The organism is Azospirillum oleiclasticum, from assembly GCF_013423485.1.
GTDB lineage: Bacteria > Pseudomonadota > Alphaproteobacteria > Azospirillales > Azospirillaceae > Azospirillum > Azospirillum oleiclasticum.
The window spans coordinates 242,273-255,357 of the sequence record NZ_JABFFR010000023.1 but is presented as its reverse complement, the minus strand read 5'-3'; the positions used below and the strand labels follow the sequence as shown (position 1 = coordinate 255,357).

General features: G+C 66.7%; 11 protein-coding genes. 4 read left to right on the top strand and 7 right to left on the bottom strand.

Translation table 11 applies throughout. The features are described 5' to 3' along the window. The coding region (locus tag HL658_RS22820; RefSeq protein WP_180287665.1) for a L,D-transpeptidase family protein at positions 1 to 557 on the top strand (557 nt) is incomplete at its 5' end. Between the two features lie 68 nt (positions 558 to 625). Here HL658_RS22820 and HL658_RS22815 read toward each other — a convergent pair. Together HL658_RS22815 and HL658_RS22810 are read right to left on the bottom strand one after the other, a co-directional pair. After that, complete coding sequence (locus tag HL658_RS22815) at positions 626 to 1,213, bottom strand: HPF/RaiA family ribosome-associated protein (protein ID WP_180282976.1); 588 nt, start codon at positions 1,211 to 1,213, stop codon at positions 626 to 628. A gap of 50 nt (positions 1,214 to 1,263) precedes the next feature. Further along, positions 1,264 to 1,650: a DUF2934 domain-containing protein gene (locus HL658_RS22810; protein WP_180287664.1), complete on the bottom strand. Its 387-nt coding sequence runs from the start codon at positions 1,648 to 1,650 to the stop codon at positions 1,264 to 1,266. Positions 1,651 to 1,837: 187 nt separating this feature from the next. On the opposite strand from HL658_RS22810, the gene HL658_RS22805 reads away from it, so the two are divergent. From HL658_RS22805 to HL658_RS22795, 3 genes are all read left to right on the top strand, one after another. Beyond that, positions 1,838 to 2,020, top strand: a complete 183-nt coding sequence (locus tag HL658_RS22805; RefSeq protein WP_180282977.1) for a hypothetical protein — start codon at positions 1,838 to 1,840, stop codon at positions 2,018 to 2,020. 137 nt (positions 2,021 to 2,157) lie between these two features. Continuing rightward, complete coding sequence (locus tag HL658_RS22800; RefSeq protein ID WP_180282978.1) at positions 2,158 to 3,282, top strand: bacteriohemerythrin; 1,125 nt, start codon at positions 2,158 to 2,160, stop codon at positions 3,280 to 3,282. A gap of 175 nt (positions 3,283 to 3,457) precedes the next feature. After that, positions 3,458 to 4,807, top strand: coding sequence for a polysaccharide deacetylase family protein (locus HL658_RS22795; protein ID WP_180282979.1), 1,350 nt, complete (start codon positions 3,458 to 3,460; stop codon positions 4,805 to 4,807). 17 nt (positions 4,808 to 4,824) lie between these two features. Here the strand turns inward: HL658_RS22795 and HL658_RS22790 are convergent, their stop codons facing one another. The 5 genes from HL658_RS22790 to HL658_RS22770 form a co-directional block, all read right to left on the bottom strand. Next, positions 4,825 to 5,187, bottom strand: coding sequence for a hypothetical protein (locus HL658_RS22790; protein ID WP_180282980.1), 363 nt, complete (start codon positions 5,185 to 5,187; stop codon positions 4,825 to 4,827). A 96-nt stretch (positions 5,188 to 5,283) separates the two neighbouring features. Continuing rightward, entirely contained in the window at positions 5,284 to 5,565 is a 282-nt protein-coding gene (locus HL658_RS22785) for a hypothetical protein (RefSeq protein ID WP_180282981.1), read from the bottom strand. A 706-nt stretch (positions 5,566 to 6,271) separates the two neighbouring features. Continuing rightward, on the bottom strand, positions 6,272 to 8,311 hold the full coding sequence (locus HL658_RS22780) for an amylo-alpha-1,6-glucosidase (protein WP_180282982.1): 2,040 nt from the start codon (positions 8,309 to 8,311) through the stop codon (positions 6,272 to 6,274). Then, positions 8,308 to 10,272 carry a malto-oligosyltrehalose trehalohydrolase gene (gene treZ, locus HL658_RS22775; RefSeq protein WP_180283230.1) on the bottom strand — a complete coding sequence of 655 codons (1,965 nt, stop codon included), beginning with the start codon at positions 10,270 to 10,272 and terminating at the stop codon, positions 8,308 to 8,310. Before treZ ends, HL658_RS22780 begins: the two co-directional genes overlap by 4 nt. 309 nt (positions 10,273 to 10,581) lie before the next feature. Next, on the bottom strand, positions 10,582 to 13,047 hold the full coding sequence (locus HL658_RS22770; RefSeq protein WP_180282983.1) for an Eco57I restriction-modification methylase domain-containing protein: 2,466 nt from the start codon (positions 13,045 to 13,047) through the stop codon (positions 10,582 to 10,584). Positions 13,048 to 13,085 lie beyond the last annotated feature (38 nt).

The following is a 13,085-nucleotide window of genomic DNA, read 5'->3' as shown; positions in this document are numbered from 1 at the left end:
CCTGGACCGTGCCGCCGACCGTCCTGAAGGAGGACAAGCTGCCGATGCTGCGGTCCCGCGGCACGCCCGGCATCTCCAACGCCGTGGTCTATCTGGACGGCGAGGTGGTGGCGCCGGAGATCATCGACTGGAGCGTGGTGACGCCGGGCCGCGTGCGCATCGTGCAGCAGCCGGGCGACCACAACGCGCTCGGCCGCTTCCGCTTCAACCTCACCAACCCCGAGAACATCTATCTGCACGGCACCAACGAGCCGAGGCTGTTCGACCGCGAGCTGCGCACCATCAGCTCCGGCTGCGTGCGGCTGCAGGACGCGCGGCTGATGGCGGAAACGCTGCTGGCCCCGCAGGGCGTCACCCCCGACCGGATCGAACGGATGCTGGCCCGCGGCGAGCCGCAATGGGTGAAGCTGGAGAAGGCGCTGCCGGTCCGCTTCACCTACTGGATGGCGACCATCGACGGATCGGGCACCATCCGCCTGCACCCCGACGTGTACGACCGCGTGGAGGAGGCTCCTCCCTCCTCCGCCCTGCCGCCCGGCGACTCGTCGCGGGCGTAACGGAAAAAGCCCCCGGCGACGGGGGCTTTTCCATGCCGACCCGCTCGGTCGGACTCACCCCGCCCGGCTCAGTTCGCCCGGCTCAGTTCGTTGTCGGCCCCGGCAGCGCGCCAGACCTTGGAGGCGGTGGGGCCGGTGTCGCCGCTGGTCTCGATGTATTTCACCGGATCGCCGGTCACCAGCTCGTCGAACGACACGTTGACGCAGCTGTTGCGGTGGAAATAGAGCTGCGTGCCGGCGCCGGTCATGATGAAGCCGTGATCCTCGGCCGGGTTGAGCTGGGCGACACGGCCCGGCTGCTCCGCGTCCTGGACCTTCACGTCGGTGCGGAGCTTCTGCTTGTAATCCTTGAGCTGGCGCTCCGCCGCCTCGAACGCGTCGCGGATCGAGGTGCGGGCGTCGGGGTTGGCGTAGCGCTCCTTCGCCTTCTTCGGCTGGCGGCTGACGACGATGTCGTTGCCGGGCACCATCAGCTCGATGTGCACGTCATAGACGTTTCCCGTGCGGTGCTGACGGTGCTGGTTCTCCACCGCAACCCGCATGCCGACCATGCGGTCGAACAGCTTCTCCAGCTTCTCGGCCCGCTCGCGGATGTAGGCGTCGAGCTCGGGCTGCGGGTCCATGTTGTGGAAGGCGATTTCGAGATTGGTGTCCATGAGCCCTTTTCCGTTCTGGCGTCCGTTCCGGCCACGCGGCCGGGAGGGGTTCAGCCGGCGCTGCGCCGCCGGGGGCGACGGGCCGGCTTCTCGGCGACCGGCGCCCCGACCGCGGCACCATCGGCCGGATGCGGCTCCGGCAGGGGTGGCGGGCCGTTGCGGCTTGGGGTGTGCATGTCCTCGCCCTGATCGGTCAGCCCCGGCATGTCGCCCAGGCTATCGACGCTGAGAGCCGGCTCCACCGGCTCGGTGCGCTCCGCGGTGTCGTCCGGCCCGTGCGAGGGGTTCGGTCGCAGCGTGTCGCGCTGGTTGTCTTCGATCGCGACCTCCTCGCGGGCCATCTCCCAGTGCTCGGCGGAGCGGCCGTCCGGTCGTCCCTCGCGCTCCCAGATCCGGTAGGCCCGTTCGGCGACGCGCCGCTCAAGGTCGTCAGCCATGCTGATCGCATCCTCCATCAAAAACCACGCGCGCCCCGGCACGCCAAGACGTAACCCGGACGCGTCCGGCTTGGTTCCCGTGGTGGGCCACCGCCGGAGTGGCTTGCCGCGGCCCGCGGCCTTCGCCACATAGCCTGGATCGGAGGAAGCGAACGGGGGCAAGCGCATGGGATGGCGGCACAGACCCGTGGCGATCGGCGATCGCTTCTGCCGCACCGGGCAGGTGTCGCGGGTGTTCGTGGTGGTCCAGCTCGACAGCCGGGCCGGTCTGCCGCCGCACGCGCGTCTTCAGCTCGAGGAGGACCCGTGCGAGCGGATCACCATCGCCCTGGCGGCGCTGGGCGATCCCGCCATGTTCCGCCGGCTGTGACAGGCCGCGGGACGGTATAGGCTAATAACTATCCAGGAACTCGCTTTCCGCTTGCCTACGCATCGCCCGCTGCACCATGATGTTGACGAACGGTCCGAGACAAGGACTGGATGCAACGATGTGCCGAGGAAGCGACCATGGCGGATTCTACGGACATCGGCACGGGTCGACGCACGGCCCGCCCCCGCTTTCGCACCGGTGCGACCAGGGCGCGCCATGAGCTGCGCTTCCGCCGCGTGCACAAGGCCTCCATCGTGGCGCTCGCCATGCTGGCCGAGCACAAGGACCCCTATGCCTCGCAGCACATCCTGCGCGTCGCGCGGCTGGCCGACGACATCGCCCGCGTGCTCCAGCAGTCCGGTCCCTACCGGCATCTGGTGACCGACCGCTTCCGCGAGGATCTGCGCGTCGCCAGCATGCTGCACGATGTCGGCAAGGTCGCGGTCCCCGACGGCATCCTGAACAAGCCGGGCCGCCTGACCCCGGAGGAACGGGCCGTGATGCAGCGCCATTGCGACCACGGGCGCAGTGTGCTGGAGCGGGCGAGCCGGCTGACCGGCTCCGGCGGACACCTGCCCCTGGCGGCGGCGATTGCCGGGTCCCACCACGAGAAGTACGACGGCACCGGCTATCCCCGCGGCACCCGGGGCGACGACATCCCGCTGGCCGCGCGCATCGTGTCGGTGGCCGACGTGTTCGACGCCCTGACCCACCGCCGGGTGTACAAGGAGGCTTGGCCGGTCGAGGAGGCGCTGGCCTACCTCGCCGACCGGCGCGGCAGCGATTTCGACCCCGCGATCGTGGACGCCTTCCTGGAGGCGATGCGGCTGCGCGCCGCCTTCACCCTCATCACCTGGCACGACGGCATGAGCGTGGGGGTGGAGGAGCTGGACAACGACCACCGCACGCTGATCGAGCTGATCAACCAGCTGGCGGGTGCCGACCGCCGCCACGACCGCATCGGCTTGGAATCCGTGCTGGACGAGCTGGTGGACTACACCGTCTTCCATTTCGAGCGGGAGGAGGCGCTGATGGAGGCGGCCGGCTTCCCTGACGGCGAGGCGCACCGGCTGATGCACCGGTTGCTGACCGAGCAGGTGATGACCATCCGCCGCCGCCTGATGACCGAGCCGGACCGGGGCCTGGGCGACCACGTGATGGAATTTCTCAGCCATTGGTTGCGGGACCACATCATGAAGGCCGACCTCCGTTACGCGCCCTTCCTGGCCGCGTGCCCCACCGAACACACACCGGCGGAATAGAAGGCCCACCAAAAGAATACCGATCGTTGTCCTTTGAGTTAACTCCTTTGCGATGCTAATCCTGCGGTCGGACGCGCCGGCGCAACGGACGCGCCGACCGACGGGACCGATCGCATTGTCCGCACCAGCCCTTCCGACCGCTCATCCCGCCCGCTCGACGACTTGGCTGCGACCGTTGGCGCGAATAGCGCTGGTCGGTGCGCTGCTCGTCCAGGCACCGGCCGCCCTGGCCGCCGGACCGGCGGTCGTGCAGCTCGGCCTGTTCCAACGTGAGGGTGAGGCGTGGTGGGCGTGGCAGTCGCTGACGCGCAAGGCACCGGACCTCGCCGCCGGGCTGGAGCCGATGGTGTCCGCCTTCAACGCGGACCGGCCGGCCGGCGGGGTGACGCTGCGCGCCACCGTCCCCTCGGGTGCCGACCCCATCTCGCTGTGCCGGCGCCTGCTGGGCGCCGGTTACGGATGTCTGGTGATCGATTCCGGGTCGCGGACCGAGACGGCCGCGGCGCCGCCCGCGCCGGCCCAACCCTTCGCACCGCTCCCGGAGGTCAAGCCCGAGCCGCCGCCCCGTGTCGCCCCGCCGATCCTGAGCGAGGCTGTGCCCGCCGCTGCAGCGATCACCGTCGCCGCCGCGACCGTGCCGGTCCCCGCCGCCTCCATCAGCGTGACCGCATCGCTGGCCGTGGCGGTGGTGCCACCCAGGCCGACGCCGGCTCCCCCGCCCTCCGCCGCCGTTCCCACCCCGGCCCTGCCCGGAGCGCAGGACGGGCTGATCACCTACAGCGAGGAGGACGCGAAGGTGATGGCCGGCATCGAGCGGCGCAACCGCCGCCAGGGCCGGCTGGGCGCCGTTCTGCCCGACACCAAATTCGACCTGACGCCGGCCCTGCTGACCCGTCAGGGCTGGAACCTCTGCGCGCTCACCTTCGACGACGGGCCGCACCGGACGGTCACGCCGCGCATCCTGGAGATCCTCCAGACGGAGAAGATCCGGGCGACCTACTTCCCGGTCGCCAAGGTGGCGCTGCAGCATTCGCAGATCATCCGCGATTTCGTCGCCGCCGGGCACGAGATCGGCAACCACAGCCTGACCCATTCCGATCTGCGCGCCATGGCCCCGGCCGGCCAGCGCCACGAGATCGCCGAGGCCAACCGCATCCTGCGCGAGATGGGCGCCACCCCCGTGCTGTTCCGCCCGCCCTACGGCCGCTACAACGACAGCCTGATGGCCGAGGCGCGGGCGGAGAAGATGAACACCGTCCTGTGGAACGTCGACACCCGCGACTGGAAGGTGCGCGATCCCGACAAGATCGTGCAGCATGTGAAGACCGCCGCCGGCACCGGCAGCGTGCTGCTGCTGCACTCCACCTACCCGTCCACCGCCAACGCGCTGCCGCGGGTGATTGCCGACATGCGCAGCAAGGGCTGCGAGTTCGTGACGCTCAGCGAGTGGATCAAGCGGATGCACCAGATGGCCGAGCCGATGCTGGTCAACGCGTCCGACACCCGGCAGCAGGCCTCGAACTGACGGCGGGCGCCGTCAGATCACTTCGACGCTTTCTTCAGCTGCGCGTATTTGCGCAGGGTGTTCTCCAGCTCCGGCGTGATCAGGTTCCACTCGCCGACCAGCCGGCCGCCGGTCTGCGCCTCCACCACATTGATGCTGCATTGGAAATCGAGCTTGGCGAAGCTGTCGTCGAGCTTCACCGTGATGCGCGCCGCCTGCCCCTTGATCAGCGAGCCGTCGAAGTTGCCGGCCATGAAGCCTTTCGATGTGACCGACAGGATCGGGAAGGACTTGCCGTCGAAGGACACGAGGTTGTTGGGGGTCTTCAGCTTGCGGGGCTTGCGGACCGCCGGCTTCTTGCGATCCGACACGATGATCTTGAGGAAATCGAACATGCCCACGGCGCAAACCCCCTGTGCGCGGCCGGTGCCGCCCCAATGGTGCACGACCGGCGCTTTGGGGAGGATAACCGCCTCGAACGGGGTGCCGCAATCAAATCACTCCGGCGCCCTGGCCCAGGCGGCGCGGGTGCGCGCCACCGACAACACCGCAACGGGGGCCAGCACCACCGCGACGGCCAGCACCCCGATGCCGATGGAGAGCAACCCCACCGGATCGGCCACGGCGGCGCGGCCGAGCAGATCGGCAAGAAGCCGCACCGCAAACGCCGCCACCAGAAGAATGCCGACAACCGGCAGAGCGCAGCGTGGATTGGAAAGCGTCCGCCGGCCCGTGCGGGGACATGGCGGCATGCCGGAAAGCGGCAGGACTGCGGGCATGATCGCATCCCTTCGTTGCAGGCGATCGCAACACCGTGCGCCGGAACATCCGGCCACCGCGTGATCATACAGGGGATTCCGGGCGGCGGCTTCCCGGCAAGTCAGGGTATTGCCTTCGCCGAGCCCCCGCTCGACCGGGTAGGCACCATGGCCGGGGGGATACACCCAAAGCGCGCAGTGCCGGGCAGACCCTGTGGATAAGTCCGTGGAGAATCCAGGGACAGGTTCTGTATCGACGCGCGGAACCGGGCCACGCAGCGGTGCCGCGAAATGCCGGCCGAGCGATCCCAACACCCTGATTCCGCTTGGAATTTCGGGAAACACACCGACCCGTGCCGCGACGGCACCCGGCATTTCCCTGCCCGGTCCCGCCCGTGCGGCACGGTTTCGCGCGCAGATCCGCGCTGTTGACAACCGCACCGTCCACGGTTAGCGGGCCGTCGTCACCGCACGGCAGCCAGCGGCGGAGCGCCGCAGACATCGATAACGCGCCGCCGCGCGTCATGGTTCCCGCACCGCCTGTCGCCGGGCCACGGCGGTGGTGACATCGGGTGTCCGCCGTCACCTTGTCCCACCACGCCCCCCGCAACCTCTGGTACGGTCCGCTCATATTTCGCGGCACCAATACTTCGTGACGCCCATTGGTCGCGACCCATAGTCCAGGCCATTCAGACGCGCGGCCCACCTCCGTCCGGGCCGCGCGTCCCTATTGCGAATCCGACCCGGCGCCGTCGTCCGTCCGCACCCAGGCGCGCAGCACCTCCGCCACGCTCCAGGCCTGCGCGATGCAACCACGTGGTGTGAAGGGCGGTTCGGCGTCGAAGATCTCGCTGATGGTGCCGATCCCCGCCTCCGACAGGTGCGGCAGGAAACCGTCGAGCAGGCGGCGGGCGCCGGCCTTGTCGTTCGGGTGGACCTTCAGCCAGGCGTCCACCATCGGCCCGATCAGCCAGCCCCACACCGTGCCCTGGTGGTAGGCGGCGTCGCGCGCGCGCAGGTCGCCGAAGTATTTGGTCTTGTAGTCGGGATGCCCCGGCGCCAGGGAGCGCAGGCCCACCGGCGTCAGCAGCCGGCGGCGCACCGTGTCCACCACCGCCTCCCAGCGCCGGCGCTCCAGCACCGGGTGGTCGAGTGAAACCGCGAGGAGCTGGTTCGGGCGGCAGGCGCCATCGTCGCCGCGCTCCCCGTCCACCACGTCGAACAGATGGCCGGCCGACTCGCACCAGAAGCGGCGGTTGAAGGATTCGTAGGCCCACGCCGCCATCTCCTCCACCGGCCGGGCGGCGGCGGCGCCCTCCTCCTCCGCCAGCCAGCCGGACAGCAGCATCAGGGCGTTGTACCAGAGGGCGTTGATCTCCACCGCCTTGCCGCGCCGCGGGGTGACGACCCAGTCGTCCACCTTGGCGTCCATCCAGGTGAGCTGGTAGCCGGGCGCCCCCTGCCTCAGCAACCCGTCCTGCGGATCGACGCCGATGCCGAACCGCGTGCCGTGGCGGTGGCGGTTGACGATCTCCAGAAGCTTGGGCAGCAGGATGCGCAGCGTGTGGCGGTCGCCGGTGGCTGCGACGTAGCGACCGACGGCGTGGAAAAACCACAGCGTGGCGTCGGCGGTGTGGTAGAGCCCCTCCACCTTCCCGTCGGGGAACATGTTGGGCAGCAGCCCGTCACGGATGTAGTGGGCGAAGGTGCGCAGGATCCAGCCCGCCTCCACATGGCGGCCGGTGACCAAGGTCAGCCCCTCCAGGCTGATCATGGTGTCGCGGCCCCAGTCGGTGAACCAGTGGTAGCCGGCGATCACCGTGCGCACCTCGTCGCCCTCGGCGCGCGCGCGCATCATGTCGGCAACGCGGCTGACCGGAAGGAACAGAAAACCGTCGGCGGCCAGCACCAGCTCCGCCATCGCCCCGTCGCGCAGCGACGGGTGGGCCAGACGGGCGATGCGCCGCCGCCGCTCGCGCTCGAAGGCCAGCACGTCGGCGGGGGGCAGCGCCTCCATACGCTGCCACGGCTCCGCCGCGGCGACGAAGGTGACCTGGCTGCCTTCGGTCAGCGTGCCGCTGAAATAGCCGGGGCTCCACAGATGGCCGCGCGATTCGTAGCCGCGCTCCGCCTCAACGCCGTAGACGATCTCCCGCCCGCTGCCGCCATCGAGCGTCAGCGGCATGTCCGCCCCGTCGATCATCATCCGCAGCACCGGCAGATCGCGCCCGGCGGACACCTCGTAGCGGGCGCCGAAGGCGGTCAGACGGTAGTCGCGGGCGAGCGGTGCGGCCACCGCCGCTTCGAGCAGCCGGAAGGCCAGCACCGGACGCAGCGTCAGCCGCACCGGGCCGGGCGCCCGGCGCACGCGGTAGGTGACATGGACGATGTTCTGGCGGTTGGGCATCACCACGGTGCGCTCGATCACCACACCACTCACCTCGAACCGCCAGACGGGCATGCCCATCTCCATGCGGAACTCGGCGAGGCCCTGGACGCTGCCCTCCTCCTCGTCGCCGCACAGCGAGCAATCGGTGCCGTCCGGCAGGACGAGATGGTCGACGAGTTGGCTCAGCATCACCACGCGGCCGAGGGGGGCCGGCAGCGCCGCCACCAGCAGGCCATGGTAGCGGCGGGTGAGCCCGCCGGACACGGTGGCCGAGGCGTAGCCGCCCAGGCCGTTGGTCACCAGCCATTCGCGGGTCACAGCGGCGGCGGGTGAGGCGTCGAGCGTGTCGGGTCCCAGTGTGCGGACAATGTCGGTCATGGGTCCCTGTCAGACTGTTTCGGATCCGACGCGTCGGGGTCGGGTGCGGTGGCGGATGACAGGACAACAGCCGCATGCCCCGGAACGTGCCATCCATCGGGCGCATCGACCGCCGCGGTGCCGCCGCCCCCATAGGCCGGGTCCTCGCTGGACCACAGCAGCGACCAGCCCCGGCCGGCCGGCGGGGCCAGCAACGGCTCGGCGATCGAGGGGCGGTTCAGGCCGCGGCCGAGGTTGACGAGCAGCAGCCGGTCGTCCCCGTCCGTCCCGAACCAGCGCAGCGCGAACGCCTCCTCCCCCAACACCGCGCCGTCGATGGTTCCGGCCGCCGGACGGAAGACGCGATCGTCGCGGCGCAGCGCCAGCAGGTCGCGGTGCATGATCCACACCGTGATGTTGCGCGCCCGCTCCCCATGGTCAAGGACGGAGCGGCGGAAGGTCTCCTCCGCCTGCGGCGGGGTCAGCCGGCGGCGCATCGCCGGGGTGGCGAGCGTCGGGAACTGGCCCAGGAACTCCGCCCGCCCCTCGGCAACCGCCACCGCCAGTTCCGGCTTGTGGTCGGCGAAGTAGAAGAAGGGGGTGGAAGCGGCGAATTCCTGCCCCTGGAACAGCATCGGCGTGCCCGGCCCCAGAAGAAGCAGCGCCGTCATCGCCCGCAAGCGTCCGGGCGAGGTCAGGGCGTGGATGCGCTGGGCGTGGCCGGAATTGGCGATCTGGTCGTGGTTCTGCAGGAAGGTGACGAAGGCCGCCCCCGGCGCCCCCGCCGTGGGGGTGCCGCGGCGCTTGCCCTGCCACGCGTAACGCTGCCCCTGGAACAGGAAGCCGCGCTTGGCTGCCGACACGAACTCCTGCACGCGGCCGGTGTGGTCGCTGTAATAGGCCTCGTTGCGGCCGGTCAGCGCCACCATGGCGCTGTGGTGGAAATCGTCGTTCCACAGCGCGTCCAGCCCGCAGCCGCCGCGCTCGGGCGGGGCCAGCAGGACCATGTCCTGCGACTCGTTTTCGCCCACCAGCAGCGTGGCACGCCCGGCCCCGGCGCGGCGCACGGCGGCGGCGACCTCGGCCAGGATGTGGGTGGGGGAGGCGTCGAAGATCTGCTGGGTGGCGTCGAGCCGCAGCCCGTCCAGGTGGTACTCGTCGATCCAATATGCGGCGTTGGCGGCGAAGAAGTCGCGCACCGGGCGGCTGCCGGGGCCGTCGAAATTGATGGGTTCGCCCCACTCGTTCTCGTACGTGTCGGAGAACCACGTGTCGGAGAAGCAGGCGGCGTGGTTCCCGTCCGGGCCGAAATGGTTGTAGACCACGTCCAGGATCACGGCCAGTCCCAGCGCGTGGGCGCGGTCGACGAAGCGGCGGAACGCGTCCGGCTCCCCATACAGCCGGGTCGGCGCGAACAACCCCACCCCGTCGTAGCCCCAGCCGAAGCGGCCGGCGAACTCCGCCACCGGCATCACCTCCAGCACGGTGACACCGAGGTCGGCGAGCGCCGGCAGCTCGCGCAGCGCCGCATCCCAGCTGCCCTCGGGCGTGAAGGTGCCGACATGCATCTCGTAGATCACCGCCTCCGTCAACGTCCGGCCGCGCCAGCCGGTGTCGGTCCAGGCGAAGGCGGCGGGGTCGACCAGCCGGGACGGACCATGCGGCCCCTCCGGCTGGAAGCGGGAGGCGGGGTCGGGCAGCGGTGTCCCCTCCCCTTCCAGGCGCAACCGGTAGAGCGCGCCCGCCGGCATGTCCGGCACCAGGGCGGAGAAATGGCCGTCCGCCTCCCGCTCCAGCGGAACGGCACGGGCACCGTCCGCGCCGATGAGCAGATCCACCCGGCCGCACTTGGGCGCCCAGACGCGGACATGCGCCGCCCCGGCTGGCCGGACCTCGGCACCGACCGGATAGCGGCGGGGGATGGACGCGTCGGGACCATCCCGACCGTCCGGTGGATCGATGGAGCGGGCGGCGGTGGGCATCACGTCGGTCGGCCTCTTCGGGGACAGGGTTGCCAACCATGGGCCAACAGCCGACGGAGCTTTCCGTGCCGGCCTGCGGCACCGCGCTGTTGGGATAGCGGCCTCGACCGGGGAACAGACCGCCATGACGCCGCCAGCTGCACCGCTGGAGGGGACGCCGGCCCCGTGTGGTACGGGGACGGCAGGATGTGCCGCTGGAGCCGTTCCGGTGATGGCTGAACCCTCGCCCCGCCATGGGGAGGGTGCCTGGAAGGGCTGGCGAGGGTTCACTGGGGCTGGTGGCCACCGGGCACCGCGCAATTGCCTTCTCTAAACGCTTGCTCCGGTTCTTCCAGATCCAAAGGCCATCAACAGCCGCTCGGCGAGCTGATCCATCTGGGCTAGGACGGCTGAACGCTTCGGCTCCGAAGTAGCACCATGAGCGCTCTGACTCAACGTAGCCAGCTTCTTATGGTCTGTGTTTTTCGCGTCGAACGTGGGAAGCTTCAGGTGCTTGAAGATGTTCGATACCTGTATCTGAATAGTGTGGCTCTGAACATACTCTCGCACGAGGGTTGAGTTTAGAAGTGCACATACGTAATGCGCCTGATTCTCTGAAGTGAAATCTGCGAAGTATACCTTGTGGTCGGGCACATAGACGCGATCCCCAATCACCGGCACCGCACCTTGAGTGACAACAGCCGCTTCAAAGACTGATGAAAGCTCAGCCCAAACCACCTTGTATGCAGAAAATGTATACGCCCCAACATTGTAGATTACATACTCAGGTGCCCCACTCTGCCTCAGCTTATAAGTTGAACGTTGTCTCAAGAGATGTTTGTACGCTTTGAAGTAGCTTTTAGTTCTCTTCAACCCTGAAACAACCGTCTCCGCATCTGCGTAGTCTTGCCGATTGATGCCTCGGTTGGGAATAAAGACGTACAGTTCCTCCTCGATGTGAACGTGACAGGCAGAGAAGTCGGCTGCTCCCTTGAGAAGCGGAAACAACAAGTCAGGCTCAACCCAGAACATTCTTGCCGGTCCGATGTCGGTGCGTCCCGCTTCGGGGCGCGTCTGAATCTTCACAAGTCCTTCGGGTTCATTAACATCAACTATGCGTACCAGCAGGACACCATTTAGGTCGCACGTCACCCCCTTTCGGCCAGCGATCCAATCGCTCTCGCCCTGGATTGCGGCCATATCCTTGAAACGCCCTTTCGGGAGAATGGCCCAAGGGGAGTTGCCCCCTGCCACAGGTGTTGCTTCCCATTCATTGATCGAGACTCGGGCCAGGACGCTCGCCTTGCTGGCGTGCTCGGGTATAGTGCCGCTGTGTCCGGCAGCCTTCTCCCAAACTCTGTAAGGCACCGGATACTTCGGCTTCTTACGAGATGCCTTCTCCAATCGCATGATGGCGGTCTTATTCGCAACTTTAGGAAACGGCTTGAGTTTCTTCAGGTCATCAACTTCAACTGGTAGAAATCCTGTGCTCTTATCGATCTTAAAGCTCCGGAAGCCCTGTGAAGAGGGGCTTTGGAAGTGAGTCTGTGTAATGACAAAGACGAGTATGCCGCCAACTTTGAGCCATTTATCGCCAACTGTGTAAGTGATCATACCTGAAATATCCAATTCATTTCCCCCATGGAAGGGCGTTTCAGAGAAAATAGCGTACTGAGCGCATGTCGGCTTGATGCGATTTCGATAATGCTCAGGCAGACTGGACCAGCGAACCCAAGGCGGATTACCTACAACAAGGTCGAATTCTCCAGCAACGGCAGACCAGAAAAAGTTTCGAACAATTCGAAACCAAATTCCATTCCAATCACGCTTATGTAGGTCTAGGACTTGCTTATAAGTATCCGAAAGAGGGGAGCGCCAGATTTGGGCTTCATTTTTTGTGATGCACCGTTGTTTGACTAGGTAGTTTTCTGCTTCATCGTAGCTGTGTTCAACCTCAACACATTCAGCCATTCCGCTGAAAACCCGGTCCAGGCGCTCTCGGTCAAATGCCAACGGCGCAGGGATCATCACACGCAAGTCTGACTGTGTGCTCCCGATCTGATATTCGACAACATCTTCGTTCTTCTTAGGAGAGCGGGCTGGCGAGTAGACTGCATCGGCCAGCAGAACCGGCAATTCCACCTCGGCTTTCGCTTCTGCCACAAGGTCCGCCACGGCAATGAGGTAATTGACGCGCGAAGATTGTACGGCCAGAGGATTGAGGTCAAAGCCCCAGGTCGATTCTAGAATGAGTTCCAAGGTCGCCTTTGCATCGAGCTTTTTGACTTTCGCCTCCAGCCGTTTGCGACGAACCACTTCCAACAGAAAAGACCCTGATCCACATGTGGGGTCGAGAACTCGAGTATTGAGCCAGTCAGTAACGGTAGTTCTATCGCAAGCAATCTCAACTAGCCAATCTGGCGTGTAGAACTCACCTAGCGCTTTCCGCAGCGGTTCTGGCACCAAGGCTTGGTAAAATGATTTGAGAACATCTCTGGAGCGAGCTGCCCCCAAATCATCCATGCGGTACAACGATAGCTGGGTTACCAATGAACGAATGGCATTGGCGATGACCGTCCGCCCTTTAGCTGACAACGTAGCATCAGCGTACCACGAGAAGATTGCTTCTTCGACGAAGCCTTTGATCCGAGCAGCCTCGAAAAATGCGCTGCGCTCCACCTCACTTTCAAGATGGCTAAGAAGGCTATTATCATCGAGACCAAGAAGGTGCTCGCAAAAATCCGGATAGGCTGTAAGGCCGTGTTCTGACACGATCTCAGCGGCCAGCATTTTCATAACGAACGCATTGTACGTGTGGATTACAAAAAGCAGTG